This is a genomic window from uncultured Alistipes sp. (assembly GCF_949296715.1).
Lineage (GTDB): Bacteria > Bacteroidota > Bacteroidia > Bacteroidales > Rikenellaceae > Alistipes.
This window is the reverse complement of the sequence record NZ_CASFQD010000015.1, coordinates 22029-39328: the sequence shown is the minus strand read 5'-3', so window position 1 is coordinate 39328 and position 17300 is coordinate 22029. Positions and strand designations below refer to the sequence as shown.

At 65.3% G+C, this 17300-nt stretch carries 10 protein-coding genes; 7 read left to right on the top strand and 3 right to left on the bottom strand.

Annotated elements, in window-relative coordinates; genetic code table 11:
- The gene (locus tag Q1Y33_RS02345) at positions 1–1641 is read left to right on the top strand and encodes a RagB/SusD family nutrient uptake outer membrane protein (RefSeq protein ID WP_300797853.1); all 1641 of its coding nucleotides are present in this window, start codon (positions 1–3) and stop codon (positions 1639–1641) included.
- A 427-nt stretch (positions 1642–2068) separates the two neighbouring features.
- Here the strand turns inward: Q1Y33_RS02345 and Q1Y33_RS02340 are convergent, their stop codons facing one another.
- From Q1Y33_RS02340 to hepC (Q1Y33_RS02330), 3 genes are read right to left on the bottom strand one after another with little or no spacing between them, the layout of a single operon-like run.
- Positions 2069–3196, bottom strand: coding sequence for a heparin lyase I family protein (locus Q1Y33_RS02340; RefSeq protein WP_300797976.1), 1128 nt, complete (start codon positions 3194–3196; stop codon positions 2069–2071).
- Positions 3197–3244: 48 nt separating this feature from the next.
- Positions 3245–5254 (bottom strand): heparin-sulfate lyase HepC, encoded by a 2010-nt coding sequence (gene hepC, locus Q1Y33_RS02335; protein ID WP_300797850.1) that lies wholly within the window; start codon positions 5252–5254, stop codon positions 3245–3247.
- Between the two features lie 24 nt (positions 5255–5278).
- Positions 5279–7243, bottom strand: a complete 1965-nt coding sequence (gene hepC / locus Q1Y33_RS02330; RefSeq protein WP_300797848.1) for a heparin-sulfate lyase HepC — start codon at positions 7241–7243, stop codon at positions 5279–5281.
- Positions 7244–7556: 313 nt separating this feature from the next.
- Between hepC (Q1Y33_RS02330) and Q1Y33_RS02325 the strand changes: the two genes are divergently transcribed.
- Genes Q1Y33_RS02325 through Q1Y33_RS02300 form a run of 6 tightly spaced genes read left to right on the top strand, consistent with a single transcriptional unit; the run spans position 7557 to position 17114 of the window.
- Complete coding sequence (locus Q1Y33_RS02325; protein ID WP_300797846.1) at positions 7557–8972, top strand: sulfatase-like hydrolase/transferase; 1416 nt, start codon at positions 7557–7559, stop codon at positions 8970–8972.
- Positions 8973–9018: 46 nt separating this feature from the next.
- Positions 9019–10686 (top strand): sulfatase, encoded by a 1668-nt coding sequence (locus tag Q1Y33_RS02320; RefSeq protein WP_300797844.1) that lies wholly within the window; start codon positions 9019–9021, stop codon positions 10684–10686.
- A gap of 47 nt (positions 10687–10733) precedes the next feature.
- Entirely contained in the window at positions 10734–12377 is a 1644-nt protein-coding gene (locus Q1Y33_RS02315; RefSeq protein WP_300797842.1) for a Tat pathway signal sequence, read from the top strand.
- A gap of 2 nt (positions 12378–12379) precedes the next feature.
- The gene (locus tag Q1Y33_RS02310; RefSeq protein WP_300797841.1) at positions 12380–13312 is read left to right on the top strand and encodes an ROK family protein; all 933 of its coding nucleotides are present in this window, start codon (positions 12380–12382) and stop codon (positions 13310–13312) included.
- Positions 13309–14574, top strand: a complete 1266-nt coding sequence (locus Q1Y33_RS02305; RefSeq protein WP_300797839.1) for an MFS transporter — start codon at positions 13309–13311, stop codon at positions 14572–14574. Before Q1Y33_RS02310 ends, Q1Y33_RS02305 begins: the two co-directional genes overlap by 4 nt.
- Entirely contained in the window at positions 14571–17114 is a 2544-nt protein-coding gene (locus tag Q1Y33_RS02300) for a DUF4962 domain-containing protein (protein ID WP_300797837.1), read from the top strand. The genes Q1Y33_RS02305 and Q1Y33_RS02300 overlap by 4 nt, the downstream gene beginning before the upstream one ends.
- Positions 17115–17300: the final 186 nt, after the last annotated feature.

Below are 17300 nucleotides of genomic sequence, written 5' to 3'. Positions count from 1 at the left end.
ATGAAAAAGACCTTAATATATCTTCTTCCGGTCCTGTGCCTCGTTCTCGGTGCGTGCTCCGACCTGCTCGACGAGCAGAATTTCACCGAAGTGGGCAAGGACAACTATGTCAACGATGCCACCGAGGCCGAGACCGTGCTCATGGGCATCTACAAGGACATGGCCAATGAATACATGTACTCGTACCACCTGTCGCTGCTCTTCACGATCTCTTCGGACATCGCGCAGTGCGAAGGCAACTCGACGTCGTCGTTCCGTGAGATTCCGACGAACTCGCACAACGCCTCGACGACGCAGATCGCCAATACGTGGCGCCAGCTCTATACGTCGATCTACCACGCCAACCACTTCATCGAGACCATTTCGGAGCGTATCGACGGCTGGAACAGCTCCAACCGCGAACTGGCGACCATCTACCTGGGCGAGGCGCGTGCGCTGCGTGCGCTCTTCTACTTCGAGCTGGTGCGCTGGTACGGCAATGTCGTGCTGATGAAGTCGACGGACGATTCGCGCCGCGTGGCTTCGGAGTTCGAGCAGGCCGATCCGCGCGACGTCTATGCCTTCATCGAGGAGGACCTCAAGTATGCCGCCGAGGTGCTTCCGTGGGCCGTCGACGACACGAAACGTTCGTCGAACGCCTACCGCTTCTCAAAGGGTGCGGCGCTGGGTCTGCTTGCGAAGGTCTACTGCACGTGGGCGGGCTATCCGCTCTATGACACGAGCAAGTGGACCGAGGCGGCCACGGCGGCACGCCGCGTCGTCGAGTCGGGCAAGCACCGCCTGATCCCGAATTACGAGACCGTCTGGACGAACACCTGCAACGGCATCTGGGATGCGGGCGAGAGCCTGATCGAGGTGTCGTTCTACTCGGCAACGGGTCTCGACAGCGACAACACCGCCGGCCGTATCGGCAAGTGGAACGGTGTCATCGCCGATGCCGTCGAGGGCGAGCGCGGCCGCAACGCCGGCAACTGGAAGGTGGTCTACACCTTTACCCGCGAGTGGGAGCAGCACAACGACCCCCGCATGGCGATCTCGATTGCCGACTACAAGTACGACAGCTCGAAGGGCAGTGATCCCGTGACCTACATCTCGACGGTCACCAACCCGACGGAGGAGAATCTCAACAAGCAGCGCCAGCTCTTCACCCCGGGCAAGTGGGATACCGAGAAATACGTGAACTCGGCCAACTACATGATCAACAACGACAAGTCGAACATCAACTGGTACGTGCTCCGCTATTCGGACGTGCTGCTGCTCTTCGCCGAGGCGCTCAACGAGTCGGGCGGTTCGATCGTCGATGCCGTCGATGCCGTGAATGCGGTGCGCCGCCGCGGGTTCGGCGACATGCAGCACGACCTCTCCTACGGACTGTCGCGCGAGGCGTTGCGCGAGGCGATTCGCAAGGAGCGTGCCTACGAGCTTTGCTTCGAGGGTCACCGCAAGCAGGACCTGATCCGCTGGGGCATCTACTACGACACCGTCATTGCGACGGCACAGGAGCTTGTGGACTGGTATTCGAATGCCAACTATGCCGTGGCACGTTACATCATCAAGGGACGTCACGAACTGATGCCCATTCCGCAGCGTGATCTCGACGTGATGCCCAAGTGCCATCAGAATTCCGGTTGGGGCGAGTAGCCTCTCTCTCCAGGACAGCAAAGCGTCGGCTCCCTTGTCGGGGCCGACGCTTTTTTGCCTTTGTGCCTTCTTTGGGGAACTGGCAGGCGGTGCGGCAGGCGGCGAAGAAGACGGTGGTAGAGAAGACGGCGGCGGAGAGAACGCTGGCGGAGAAGACGGTGGCAGGGGTGGACGGCGGCAGAGAGAACGGAGGTGGAGAAGACGGAGGTGGAGAGGACCGGAATGGCTGTCTCTCGGGCAGAAGTTCGCGGGAAGGAAGGAGCGTGAAAGGTAGAGGAGGAAAAGAGGAGAAGAGGAGTGAAGGGCCCGTTTTGCCGGGTTATGAAACGAGACCGGGACCGCCCCTGCAAGGGATGGTCCCGGCCTTTTTGTCGGATATCGCGGCCGGTCGGCCGGGTGGTCCGGGCGGCCCGGATGGCCGGAGCAATCAGCGCTCCTGCTGGCTGAAGGCCGCGAGGTTGTAGCTTACGGGCTCCGTGCTGCCGCCCACGCGGTAGATGCCGAACTTGAAGTAGTAGCCCGCGTCGTCGTTGCGCCCGATGAGGATGCGCTCGTTGTCGACGATGTGCCGCTCGATGCGGCGTCCGCGGTTCCAGGCCATCTTCACGTCGAGGCGGCCCGGGCTTTCGACGGTCTCGGCCTCGCCGCCGTAGCGCGTCCAGTCGATCTCGACTTCGAACGTGACCCAGCAATCCTTCGGAAACTCCCCGAAGGGCAGTTTGTAGGCGATCGTCGAGGCCTTGTACTCCGATGTTACGGGCTGCATGACCTTCGCTTCGGCCGCATTGGCGTTGCAGCGGTCGCTCTTGTCGGTGAACCAGCGGCGGTCGGAGTTGGCCTTGATGTAGAACCAGCCGCCCGAGAAACCGAAGGCCAGCGGCGGATAGCCGCCCTGCTCGATCTTCCAGCCGGTGGGCTCACCGGCCTTCCAGATGCGTTTCCCGCGCTTGTCCGTCGCCTCGACCCGGTGGTAGACCATGTCCTTCCTGATGACGACCGTATCCTCCATTGCGAGGAACTCCGCGACCGGAAGGCGGCGCACCGTGCCGTCGGGAGCCGTCGCAAGCGTGCGGTCGGGCATGCCGTGCCACTGGGCGAAGATCGTCGAGACCTTGCTGTCGAGTGTCGAGGGGATGAAGACGGCGAACGTGTAGCGCCATTTCGACCCCTGTTCGCAGATGCCTTTGCCGTGGTGGTAGACGGTCTTCATGCGTTGCGCCGCGTCATATTCGGCGTCGGTCATGCCGGCGAGGTCCCGGGCCGTGGCATAGCAGTAGGAGAGTTCGGCCCGCCCCTTCGTCTCGCCGGGGGCGTAGCCGCTCAAGGTGTTGTCCTCGCGGCCGAGCGTGAAGCGGTAGGAGGGGAGGCCGTTGTAGAGGCGTGTATGGTCGCGGCAGACGGCCCCCTCCTTGCGGATGCCCACGGCGACCCATTCGCCGTCGATTACCTGGTCGAGGCGCGCGCTGTCGGTCTGGATGTTGACCCTTGCGGTGAGGGGCTCCGATCCCGTGTTGCCGGATGCCGCGCGGGGCTGCTGCGCCGTTGCCGGCAGCATGGCCGACAGCAGCGCGGTGCACAAGAACAATCGTTTCATCGCATGCGGCTATTTTTTCAGCTCGTAGCCGAGTTCGTGGGTGCCGGCACCCACGCGGATCGAGAACTTCAGGCTGTCGCCCGTCGTCGTGTCGCCCGGAACGATGGCGATCGACCCCTTGTGGGCCTCGTCGTCGGGCGTGATGACCGTCACGAAGAGCAGTTCGCCGCCGGCCGGCTTGTGCGCCTCGACCGCGTAGGCCGGGCGTTCGGTCTTCTTGCGGTAGGCGTAGGAGACCCATCCCTCCTCGCGCGTCAGCTGTGCCGGAGCGGTGCAGCGGCTCTTGATGCGGATGTTGTTGCCGTCGCTGAAGAGCGTGCGCAGCGTTCCGTCCTTGCCGAATTCGACCTCTCCGGGGCAGAGGTTGAAGTGTACGCCCGCCATGCCTTCGGCCGTGCCGCGCACCTGGTCGGCGATCACGAGGATGCCGTCCCGGAGCAGGAACATCGAGCGCCGGTGCGTGAGCCCCTCGTAGGAGGCGTTCTCCGTGACGAGCGTCGTCACCTCGTCGGAGGGCTCCCATAACAGCAGCTGCGAGTCGGTGGTCTCGAGGTTGCGGTTGTCGAGCGTGAGCGTGTTGTGCACGCGCGTCTGGCGGAACCAGTCGCGCTGGGCCAGCACTTCGGCGTCGCCGCCGTAGACGTAGCTGCCCGAGTCGGGGAAGAAGTTGCGGCCGCAGTGCCAGTATTCGAAGGTGCCGTTGTCGGGCTGGTTGTGCCAGAAGGCCGGGGGACCCGCCTTGACGATGGCGACCGTGGCGCCGGTGTCCCAGCCGGTGCGCAGCGTGTAGAAGCCCGCATCGGGCAGGGCATACGACAGGTAGTCGGGCAGCGCGCCCTTGCGGCCCTCCGAGGCGAACCACTTGAGCAGGGCATTGTCGGGGAAGACGCGGCTCCAGCGGCGCAGCTGTTGCAGCAGGCTCTTGCGGTCGTGGGCCTTCGTGTCGCCGAACATCGGGTTCGTGTAGTCGGGGAAGAGCAGGTTGCACGTCGCCACGGTCATCTTCTCGACCGTCTGCACGTAGGAGGCGGGAAACTCGTCGCCCATGCCGTTCAGGCGGGCCTGGTCGAGTGCCTTGAGGAAGATGTCGATGGCGGCGATGTGGTAGCCGAAGTCGAGTTCGAACTGCATGCCGTCGGGATATACCTGCACGCCGATCTCGCGGTTGAGGACCTCGATGCCGCTGTGGCGCCACTCGGCGGCGTCGCGGAACTCCGGGAAGTAGGTCCCGGCGAAGATCATGCGCTGGGCCTCGAAGAGCAGGTGGTTGCCCTTTTCGGAGTAGTGGTTGACGACGTAGTCCGCATGCAGGTGGTACATCCGCAGAAAGAGGTTCAGAAACTCGGGCGTGAAGCGCGGCGAGCGGATCGTCAGCGCAAATTCGGTCAGCAGGTCCTGCGCACGCCGCCCGGCCTCCATCGGGCGCCAGGCAAAGCGGATGTTCTCGCGTTCGGCGTCGATCTGCTCCTGCGGTGCACCGGCCGCCTTGAGGCGTTCGACGCCGTCGAGCGGGTTCTTCTTCACCCAGTCGGTGTACTGGTCGATCCAGGCGTCGATGTAGCGGTTGTCGCCCGTCGTGTAGTACATCTTGGCCAGCGGGATGAACCAGTAGTGGCGGTGGAGCTGCCAGCGCAGCTCGTTGTCCTTGACGGGCCAGTAGCGCCAGTCGATGTCGTCGCCGTAGAAGTAGGAGGGCTGGTAGCCCTTGTGGGCGTAGAACTTGTGCTCGAGGGCCTCGTCGGCCATCTTGCGCTCGTCCTTCTTGACGGTGACCTTCTCGAGGTCGAGGCCCGAGAGCTGCACGCCCTGCCGCTTCTGGAAGTACTTGAGCAGCTCCTTGTCGGCCGCGGCGTAGTTGCCCTTGCCGACCGCCTTCTTCACGGCTTCCAGCCCCGGACGCTCCAGGTCGAGCAGTTCGTAGAGCGCCTTGCCGTCGGCGTCGGCCGCCGGCTTCTCCTTGGCCGCGCCCGTCGCCGCCAGGGCGAACAGGGCGCAGAGTGTCATCAGAATTCGTTTCATTTCAGGTATCGTTTAAGGTATCGTTCAGAGTTCGTATTTCAGGTCGTATTTCCTGCCGTCGACCTTCACGCGCAGGGTGCAGCCGCGCTCCGAGAAGCGGCCCCGGAACGACGCCTCGACCGCGTGGGCCGCGGCATTCCCGGCGGGCAGCAGCACGGTGATGAAGCGGACTGCCTCGCCGCTTCTTTTCTGTGTGCGGAAGGCATAGGCGGGGCGCTCGGTGCGCTGGCGGTAGGTGCGCGAGACCCACCCCTCGGTGCGCTCCATGCGTTCGGCGCCGAAGACGCGCAGCAGGAGGTTGTTGCCGTCGTCGAAGCGCGTCGCCACGCTGCAGGACGCCGCATCCTCCGCCGGATCGCACTCCACGAGGTGGTAGTGCAGCGCCACGTCGCCCGCGGCGTCGCCCCACGCCTCGTCGACGATGACGTAGAACGTCCGGTCGACGAAGAAGACCGCGCGCCGGTGCGTGAGCCCCTCGTAGGAGGGGTTCTCCACGACCGCAAGGTCCGTATCGCCCGCGGTGCTCCACCGCAGGCAGCGGCTTGCCGTGCTGTCGAGGTTGCGGTCGTCGAGCGTCAGCGTGTTGTGCACGGCCGTGCGGCGGAACCAGTTGCGCTGGGCCGTCACCTCCTTGTCGCCCGCGTAGACGAAGCTCCCCGAATCGGGGAAGAAGTTGCGGCCGCGGCACCACAGTTCGAAGGTGCCGTTGTCGGGCTGGCAGTGCCAGAAGGCCTGCGGCCCCGCCTTGAGGACCATCACCGTGGCATCCTCCTCCCAGCCGTTGCGCAGGACGTAGAATCCCGACGTGCGGAAGGCCCGCGAACGGTAGTCGGGCGCGGCGCCCTCGCGGCCCTCGGTCGCCAGGCGGCGGATCGCGGCGTTCGCGGGGAAGACCTCGGTCCATTCGCGGTAGGAGGGGAGCACCGACGTGCGGTCGTGCAGCTTCGCGTCGCTGAACATCGGTACCGTATAGTCGGGGAAGGAGTAGTTCATGTGCACGGTGATCATGCGCTCGACCGTGGCGAGGTACTCCGCGGGGAAGTCGCCGCGGTAGCCGTTGGCGTCCATCATCCGCAGCGCCTTGAAGAAGATGTTGATCGATTCGAGGTGGTAGTGCGGGTCGAGCTCGTACTGCATGCCGTCGTCATAGACCTGTTTGCCGATTTCGCGGTTGAGGATTTCGACCCCCGTGGCGCGCCAGCGCGCCGCGTCGCGGAACTCCGGGAAGAAGACCCCGGCGAAGATCAGCCGCTGGGCCTGGAAGAGCAGGTGGTTGCCCGAGGCCGAGAAGTGGCGCGTGATGTGTTCGGCGTGGCGGTGGTAGTTCTCGAGGAAGTGCAGCAGGAAGTCGGCTGTGAAGTGTTCCGAGGGGAGGAAGTAGATGAACTGGTGAATCTGGAACTCCAGCCGGTCGCTCACCTCCAGCGGGCGCCAGGCGAAGTAGACGTTTTCGGCCTCGGTCCAGTTGCAGGCCTTGCGCTCGTCGTACTCGGTCAGGGGGTTCTTGCGCATCCAGTCGAGGTACTCGGCGCACCATTCGGCGGCGTAGCGCTCGTCGTGCGAGAGGCGGTAGGCCTTGCCCATGGGCACCCACCACTTCATGCGGTGGAGCTGCCAGCGCAGCTCGTTGTCCCGGACGGGCCAGTACTGCCAGTCGATATCGTCGCCGTAAAAGTAGGAGGGCTGGTAGCCCGTGTGGACGAAAAAGCGGTGTTCGAGCGCCTCGTCGGCCCAGCGCTGCTCGCCGGGCGTGATGACGATGGCGGCGGTGTCGACGTCGGGGCAGACGACCTCCGTGCGGTGGCGGTAGTAGTCGAGCAGGGCCTCGGCGGCCTGCGCGTCGTCGCCCGCGGCGTGGAGCGCCGCCACGCGTTCCAGTCCGGGACGCGAGAGGTCGAGCAGGGCGAAAAGCGTGGTGTCGGCCTGCGCCCGCGACAGCAGGGGCAGGGCGGCGAACAGAAGTGCGGTCAGCAGTTTCGAGAGTTTCATCCGATCGGGTGTTTTATCCGTAGACAAAGATAGGACAAAGGCGCCGCACCGCTTATCACAAAAGGCGAATCTTTGTACAATATTCTGCAAGGGGATTTCAGTTTTGTGCAACGCGATGCCGAATTTGTAGAATCGGGCCCTGCGGAGGGCCTTCCGGGGCCCTTTTGGGACAAAATTGGGATCGGATTCTACAAAAACGAAAGGCTTTTGCACACGTTTGGCGTTTTTAGGGACAATCCGCGCGCCGCGCACGGCACTTTATGCGTAACTTTGTTTTGCCTTGAAACCGACCTGAACAACACATCATAGACCTATGACCAACCTGAAGAACCGCATCGGGCAGACGGCCTTCGCCTCGTCGCTCGTGACGATGGCCTTCGCGGCCGCCGATGCCGGAGCCGCTCCGGTGCAGAAACCCCGTGCCGGGCAGCGCCCCCACCTCATTGTCATCATGACCGACCAGCAGACCGCCGGAGCCATGTCGTGTGCCGGCAATCCCTGGGTCGAGACCCCTGCGATGGACGCACTGGCCGCCGACGGCGTGCGGTTCACCCGTGCCTACTGCCCCTATCCGTTGAGCGGCCCCTGCCGGGCGTCGATTGTCACGGGCCGCATGCCCTTCGAGGTCGGCGCCACCGACAACGCCGTGCGGCCGCACGCCGAGGATATGGCCCTCGGCATCGGACACCGCATCTCGGCGGCGGGATACGAATGCCTCTATGCCGGCAAGTGGCATGTCCCGGAGGTCAACCTGCCCGACTCGGGCACGGGATTCCGCCGCATCAGCCCGATGCACGACCCGACCCTGGCCGACGCCTGCGACAGGGCCCTCGCGGAGTACGACGGCGCAAAGCCGCTCTTCCTGGTGGCGTCGCTGCTCAATCCCCACGAGATTTGCGAATACGGACGCTTCGAGTCGCTCCACTACGGCCAGCTGCCCGACTTCGCGACGGAGGAGTGTCCCAACCTGCCGGCCAACTTCATGCCTTCGACCTACGAACCCGAGGCGCTGCGGCTCGAGCAGGCCGCCTCGCCCCGCTACCACGACACCTACACCTGCACGCAGGACGACTGGCGCCGCTACCTGTATGCCTACTACCGGCTCGTCGAGCGCGTAGACCGCGAGGTCGGACGCCTCGTCGGGGTGCTCAAGGCCCGCGGGATTTACGACGATGCCGTGATCCTCTTCTGCTCGGACCACGGCGACGGCGTCGCGGCGCACGGCTGGAACCAGAAGTGGGCCCTGTTCGAGGAGTGTATCAACGTCCCGCTGATCGCAAAGGCCCCGAAGGGGCGCGGCGAGACGGGCGTATGCAACGACGAGGCCCTCTCGAACATCGGACTGGACCTCTACGCCACGCTCTGCGACTATGCGGGCGTCGCGCTCGATACGGCGCGTTACCGGGGCCGGAGCCTCCGTCCCGTGGTCGAGGGCCGCACGCGGCGGCTCCACGACGAGGTTTTCGTCGAGACCCTGCTCTCGGGCGTCGGCATCCCGGGCTGGAGCATCGTCTCGTCGCGCTACAAGTATGTCCTCTACCAGTGGGGCCGCAACCGCGAGGCGCTCTACGATTTGGAGGCCGATCCCGGTGAGATGGTCAACCTGGCCGTCGACCGCCGCCATGCGGAGACGCTCGGCGAATTGCGCCGGAAGATGTACGAGTGGGGCGAACGCATCGGCAACCCGAAGCTCGTGCGCAACCTGCGGCCCTTCGTTGCAGACCGGTGATGCCGCGGCATGCCGGTTTCAGAACAGAAATCCAAACCGATCCGATATGAAACACCTCGACCTTATGGCACAGGGCGCGCGTTACGCCGCCGTGCCGCTGACGCTGGCGGCCTTTGCGGGCTGTTCGCAGGCTGAACCCAAGCGTCCCAACATCCTCGTGATGATGACCGACGACCACACCGCCCAGGCGATGAGCTGCTACGGCAGCCTGCTCGTCGAAACCCCGAATCTCGACCGCCTGGCGCGCGAAGGCATGCTCTTCGAGAACTGCTACGTCTCGAATGCCATTTCGGGCCCGTCGCGCGCCTGCATCCTCACGGGCAAGTACAGCCACGTGAACGGCTTTACGGACAACTCGCGCACGTTTGACGGCAACCAGCAGACCTTCCCCAAACTGCTGCACGAGGCCGGTTACCAGACGGCCATGATCGGCAAGTGGCACCTCAATTCCGCACCCCAGGGCTTCGACTTCTGGAGCATCCTCGTGGGACAGGGCGAATACTATGCGCCGCTCTTCATCGAGAACGGTCAGGAGGTTGTCGAGCCGGGCTACGTGACCGACATCATCACCGACAAGGCCATCGACTTCCTGGAGCACCGCGATCCGTCGCGCCCCTTCGCCATGCTTTACTACCACAAGGCGCCGCACCGCAACTGGATGCCGGCGCAGCGCCATCTGGGCATCTTCGACGACAAGGTCTTCCCCGAGCCGGACAACCTGCTGGACGATTACGCGGGACGCGGGAGCGCCGCGCGCGAGCAGGCGATGGAGATCGGCCGCGACATGTGGCCCGAGTGGGACCTGAAGCTGATGACGCCCGAGCAGCTGGCGCAGGACTACGAGCTGGAGCGGTCGGGCGACGCCAACAAGGACGACGTGTCGCGTGCGAACGACTGGCGCAGCAGCGTCATGCAGTACCAGGCGGCCTACAACCGCATGACCGACGCGGAGAAGGCGCGCTGGAACGAGGCCTACGCGCCGCGCATCGCCGAGTGGGAGCAGGTCCGCAAGGGCTCGCAGGAGGAGATCACCCGCTGGAAGTACCAGCAGTACATGAAGGACTACTGCGCCGTCATCAAGGGCGTCGACGAGAATGTCGGTCGCCTGCTGGATTACCTCGAGCAGATCGGCGAACTCGACAACACGATCATCGTCTACACCTCCGACCAGGGCTTCTTCCTCGGTGAGCATGGCTGGTTCGACAAGCGTTTCATGTATGAGGAGTGCCACCGCACGCCGCTGCTCGTGCGCTACCCGAAGGCCGTGCAGGCCGGTACGCGGAGCGACGCGCTGGTCATGAACATCGACCTGGCCCCGACGTTCGTCGACATGGCCTCGATCGAGGTGCCGGCCGACATGCAGGGACGCTCGCTGCGCGAGGTACTGACCTCGGGCGGCAGGACGCCCGAAGCGTGGCGCACGGGGGTCTACTACCACTACTATGAATACCCGTCGTGGCACTCTGTGAAGCGCCACTACGGCATCCGCACGCGCGACTACAAGCTCATCCACTTCTACAACGACGTCGACGAGTGGGAGCTCTACGACTTGAAGAAGGACCCACACGAGATGCACAGCGTCTACGACGATCCGGCCTATGCCGAGATCCGCGCCGGACTGCACGCCCAGCTCGAACAGCTTCAGCAGGAGTGCGGCGACACGGACCCCTGCGAGCGGGAGTACGAATTTTTCCGCGGCGCGGATCAGCTGTGACCGCGCCCCGAACCCTGAACAAACCGACATTAACTGCATAACCTGTTATGGATAGAAGAGATTTTCTGAAGGCTTCGGGCTGGACGCTGCTGGGTCTGGCCGCCGTAAGCTCCTTCCCCGGATGCGCCAAACTCGGTGACAGTGACTCGCTGCCCGACGGCGTGAAGAAAAAGATGCCCTCGCTCAAGGACCTCAAGGTCTTCTGGGGCGACGTGCACAACCACTGCAACGTGACCTACGGCCACGGCGACCTGTCGGACGCCCTCGCGGCGGCCGAGCAGCAGCTCGACTTCGCCTCGGTGACGCCCCATGCCCTGTGGCCCGACATCCCGGGCGAGAACGACCCGCGGCTGGGCTGGGTCATCGGCTATCACACCGAGGCCTTCAAGCGGCTGCGGCGCGGCGGCTACGAGAAGTACCGCCGGGCCGTCGAGGCGGCGAACCGCCCGGACAAGTTCCTCACGTTCGTCTCCTACGAGTGCCACAGCATGGAGCACGGCGACCACGTGGCGCTGTTCCACGATTTCGACGTGCCGCTGGTGGAGTGCACGTCGGTGCCCGACCTCAAGGAGAAGCTCCGCGACTACAAGTGCTACGTGACGCCCCACCACATGGGCTACCAGACGGGCTTCCGCGGCTACAACTGGGCGGCGTTCCGCGAGGATGCGCAGACCCCCTTCGTCGAGATGTTCTCGCGCCACGGCCTGGCCGAGAGCGACACGGGCGACTACAACTACCTGCACGACATGGGTCCGCGCGTCTGGGAGGGCTCGATCCTCTACGGACTGGAGCAGGGCCACAAGTTCGGCCTGATGTGCTCGACGGACCAGCATGCGGGCTATCCGGGCAGTTACGGCGACGGCCGCATCGGCGTCTACGCCCCGGCGCTCGACCGCGACGCCATCTGGGACAACATGGGCCGGCGCCACGTCTGCGGCGTCACGGGCGACAAGATCAAGATTGACTTCCGCATCAACGACGCCGTCGGTGGCGACGTCATCCGTGCGGGCCGCCGCGAGATCTATGTCAACGTCGAGGGGCAGAACCACCTCGACTACGTCGACCTGATCAAGAACGGCGAGTGCATCGCCCGCCTGAATGCCCCGCACCGCACGACGGCTCCCGACGACGAGGTGATCCGCGCGAAGGTGAAGATCAACTTCGGCTGGAACCGCGAGGAGGAGTACGTGCACTGGCAGGGCGAGGTGCGCCTCTCGGAGGGGCGTATCGAGGATATGCAGACCTGCTTCCGCGGTGCGGCCTTCACCTCGCCGCAGCCCGGCGAGACGGAGTTCCACACGCGGGTGAACCGTGTGCTGGAGCGTGACGCGCAGCGCGTGGTGCTCGACATGTACTCCTCGAAGAACCCCAACGTGCTGACCCCGGCCATGCAGGGCGTGATCCTCGACGTCGAGATGCCCCGCACGGGCCGCATCGTCGCCGAGTTCAACGGCCACCGCTACGAGCATACGCTCGACGAACTGCTCGAAGGGGCGCGCGCCCACTTCCTGCGGGGCTGGCTGTCGGAGGCCGTGCAGTTCGAGCGTGCCGCGACCGAATCGGGCTTCGCCGTGGGCCACTACATGGTCGACGAGCGGGCCGAGCGCGATACGGACTATTACTACGTGCGTGTACGCCAGCGCGACGGACAGTGGGGCTGGTCGTCGCCCATCTGGGTGGAGAGGGCCTGACCATGATACGCCATGCGATCGGAATAGACCTCGGCGGTACTTCGGTGAAGTACGCCGTGGTCGACTCCCGCGGCGGTATGCCGTTTGCGGGAGAGCTGCCGACCCGGGCCGGCGAGGGCGCCGAAGCCGTGCTGGAGCAACTGCTCCGCGGGATCGCCGCCTGCCGTGACTATGCGGCGCAGGAGACGCTTGTGCTGGAAGGGGTCGGCATCGGCACCCCGGGCGTGGTTACGGACGACGGCCGCACGGTGCTCGGCGGTGCGGAGAACATCGTCGGCTGGGAGATGGTTCCCCTGGCCGACCGGTTGGAGCAGGCCACGGGGCTGCGGGTCCTGGCGGGCAACGACGCCAACATGATGGCGCTGGGCGAGTCGCTCTTCGGCGCGGGCCGCGGGGCTACGGATGCGCTCTTCGTCACCGTGGGAACGGGCATCGGCTGCGGCCTGATGATCGACGGCCGGCTGTGGCGCGGCTACCGCGGCCGCGGCATGGAGATGGGCCACATCACCGTCAAGTGCGACGGCGAACGGTGCGCCTGCGGCGGGGTGGGGTGCCTCGAACACTACGCCTCGACCTCGGCTCTCGTGCGCCGCTACCGCGAACTGTCCGGATGCGACGGGGCCGACGGCCGCGAGATCGTCGCCCGCTACCGCGAGGGGCTTCCTGCCGCCGTGCAGGCGATGGAGGAGCACTGGATGTACCTCTCGCACGGCATCGCCTCGATGATCAACCTCTTCGCACCGCAGAAGGTGGTCGTCGGAGGCGGCATCTCCGAGGCGGGGGCGTTCTATTTCGAGCATCTCCGCGAATACGTCGCGCGGCAGATGATGTCCGTGTGCGGCGGGGATACGCAGATCGTCCCGGCCGAACTGGGCAACCGCGCCGGAAGCCTTGGCGCCGCAGGTCTGATCCTCAAAGAGACGCTCGGAGCATGAGACGCAACCATGCCCTCGTGGCGCTCATCATGGTCTTCTGGTTCGTGATCTCGTTCATCACGAACATCATCGGGCCGCTGATCCCCGACATCATCGACAACTTCCGCCTGCAGCACCTCGCGCTGGCGGGATTCATCCCCATGTCGTTCTTCCTGGCCTACGGCATCATGTCGATCCCGGCGGGCCTGCTCATCGAGCGCTTCAGCCAGAAGGTCGTGCTGACGGCGGGCTTCGCCCTGCCGCTCGCCGGATCGCTGCTCTTCGCGCTCTTCCCGACCTTCCCCGTGCTGCTCGCCTCGTCGTTCACGATCGGGCTGGGCATGGCCATGTTGCAGACGACGATCAACCCGCTGACCCGCGTGGCGGGCGGTGAGGAGAACTTCGCCTTCTTCTCGGTGATGGGGCAGCTCGTCTTCGGCGCGGCGTCGTTCGTCAGCCCCTTCGTCTATGCCGGGCTGGTCGGGCGCCTCACCTCGGGGGAGCGCCTCACGGGCTTTACCGGCTGGCTGCAGTCGCTCACGCCGGAGTCGCTGCCGTGGGTTTCGCTCTACTGGCTCTTCGCCGTGATTCTCGTCGCGGTGATCGCCGTGGTGCTCGCGGTCCGCTTCCCGCGCCTCGAGCTGCAGGAGAGCGAGCGCAGCGGCGGCCTGCACTCCTACAAGGTGCTGCTGAAGAACCGCTGCGTCTACCTCTTCTTCCTGGGCATGCTCTGCTATACGGCCTCGGAACAGGGCGTCGCCAACTGGATATCGGAGTTCCTGCGCCGCTACCACGGTCTCGACCCGCAGACGGTCGGGGCGCCGGTCGTCGGGCGTTTCTGGGGCTACATGTCCGTCGGGTGCCTGATCGGGCTCTTCGCCCTGAAACTCTGGGATGCGCGCGACGTGCTGAAGGTCTCGGGCGCCCTGGCCCTCGTGTCGCTGCTTGCGGCGCTGTTCGGCAGTGCGGAGGTCGCCGTTGCGGCTTTCCCGGCCGTGGGCTTCTCGATCTCGGTGATGTTCTCGATCGTCATGTCGCTCGGGCTGAACTCCGTGGCCCGCTACCACGGGTCGTTCGCCGGAATCCTCTGCACGGGAATCGCCGGCGGGGCGCTGGGCCCGCTGATCGTGGAGTGGCTGGGCGACCTGGTCGGGCTGCGCGCGGCGCTGCTGTTCGTCTGCCTGACGATCGGATACATCGTCTCGATCGCCTTCTGGGCCCGCCCGCTCATCGAAAACAAACGTTACAAGCTCTCCGAACTCTTCAAAAAGAACCGACAATGAAACGAATCCTGCTGATCGCGCTTCTGTTTGCCGCCACGGATGCCGCGGCGCAGCTCCCGGCGGAGCGACACCTCGACAAACAGGCGCTGCACCCGCGTTACCGTGCCTGGGCAAAGCCGGCCGGAGGGGTTGCCGTGCGTCAGAACCCCGCGCCGCTGCTGTGGCCCGGGTCGGAGGATGCCCCCGGGGCGCTCTACCGTGTGCGGCTGTCGCAGGACAGCACCTTCACCGATGCCACGACCCGCACCGAAGGCCCCTTCGAGTGGGCCGCCTGGGCCGTGCACGAGCCGCTGGACGCCGGACGCTGGTTCTGGCAGTGGTCCGTGACGCTGCCCGACGGCGGGGAGCGCTGGTCGGAGGTCAGCGACTTTACGGTCGACGCCTCGGCCCGCCGCTTCGCCACGCCGACGGCCGCCGAACTGGAGGCCCGGGTCGCCGCCATGCCCCATTTCCGCCTCTACGTACAGCGTGACCGCGTCGGGGAGTTCCGCCGGCAGGCCCGCGACAACGCCGAGGCCCGGGAATTTGTCGAGGCGCAGCGTGTGCGGATCGGCATGGACCTCGTGCCCGTGGCCCCGACGCGGCCGCGCGATACGACGGGCATGTCGCCCTTCCAGAAGCAGTCGATGATCAACTTCATGTACCACAAGTTCGGGGAGGTGGTCACGCAGCCCGCCGTCGACTTCTCGCTGGCCTACCTGCTCACGGGCGAGGAGCCTTTCGCCCGTGAGGCCGTGCGCCATGCGCTGCATGCCGCGGCGCTGCCCGTCGACAGCGACGCCACGTCGGAGGATTTCAACCGCTCGGCCATCATGTACGGCCTGGCCATGGCCTACGATACGGCCTGCGACTTCATGACGCCCGACGAGCGGGCCGCCGTGCTGGCGGCGATCCGCGTGCGCGGCGAACACTTCTACCGCCACTATGTCAAGGATTTCGAGTGCCACTCGATGGACAACCACGTCTGGCAGCACACCTTCCGCAACTTCTTCTTCACGGCCATCGCCACGACGGGCGACCTCCCCGAGGCGGGCAAGTGGCTGCGCTACTGCTACGAGGTGTGGTGCTCGCGTTTCCCGATTCTCGGCGGCGAGGACGGCGGCTGGCACGACGGATGCAGCTATTTCGAGGCCAACCTCGTCACGTTCATCTACGTGCCCTTCGTGCTGTCGCGCCTGACGGGTGTCGACTTCTTCGACATCCCGTGGTACCGCAACCTGCCGGGATTCCTGGTCTACTCCTTCCCGAAGGACTCCTACGCCACGGGCTACGGCGACGATTACGAGAAACTCCGCACGCCGCCCGCCCAGTACATGGGCTTTGCCGATGCGCTGGCCCGCGAGACGGGCAGCGGCGAGGCCCGCTGGTATGCCGACCGGCTGATCGGCGACGATCCCGCGACGCTCCGCCGCGCGCGGACCTTCCGGATCTACCGCATGCTGACCGACTGCAGGATCGACGACGTGCAGCCCGTGGCGCCGCAGCCCATGACCTCGCGCTTCTATCCCGATGCGGGCTTCTCGCTCATGCACACCGACCCGGCCGATGCGGCGAATGACCTGATGGCGACCTTCATCGGTGTGCCGTTCGGTGCCACGGGGCATGCCCATGCCGCCCACAACGGCTTTACGATCAGCTACGGGGGCCGCCAGCTCTTCGGCGGTACGGGCTACTACTCGAACTTCAACGACAAGCATACGCTCATGCACTACCGCACGCGCGGCCACAACACGCTGCTCGTCGACGGACTGGCCCAGTGCATCGGCGAGAACGGCTACGGCTGGCTGCCGCGTTTCGCCGACACCCCGGCGCTGACCTACACGCTGGGCGACGCTACGCATGCCTACGACAAGATGCGCACACCGTTCTGGATCGACCGCATGCAGAAGTCCGGTGTGGACTACACGCCCGAAAACGGCTTCGGGGACCCGGGTGTCACGCGCTTCCGCCGCCACTTCCTATTCCTGAAGCCCGACATCATCGTCATCTACGACGAACTGGAGGCCCGGGAGGCGGTGTCGTGGACCTGGCTGCTGCACAGCCACCACCCGATGACGCGCCTTTCGGAGCAGGCCGTCGAGGCCGGGAACGGGGCCGCGACCGGACGCATGGACCTCTTCACGACGGGGGAGCTGGAGCTGAACCTCACGGATCAATTCTTCTCGCCGGCGGTCAACTGGAAGCAGCGGGCCGGGGCCGACGGCAAACCGCTCGTCTACTCGAACCACTGGCATGCGGAGTTCACGACGGTGCGGAAGAGCCCGTCGCAGCGTTTCCTGGCCCTCTTCCGCATCACGCCCGAGGGGCGGGAGCCGCTGCCCTGTACCTGCGACGGGGCGGAACGCATCGAGGTGGGCGGCTGGGTCATCGAGGCGCAGCTCGACGCCTCGCAGCCCGCACGTCTCACGGTGACGGACGCGCACGGCAATGCCGTACTCTACAACACCGGCGCTTCGACGGTCGGCGGCAGTACGCTCATCCGGCAGCCCGGCGCTCCGGAGCGTGAACTCGTGGACGAGATTCCCGTCTCGGTGCGTTGATGTTCCGGCTGTTCCGACAGTCGGTCGACAGCAAGCGGTCCGGATCGCACAGGCGGTCCGGACCGCCTTTTTTGTCTGCACCGCGGACTTTTTTGAGGAGGTGTATTGCCGAAAGGAACAATTATTCCAGAAAAAAATACTATATTTATACCACCAAGAGCACGATTTTGTGCCATTCTAACCTGA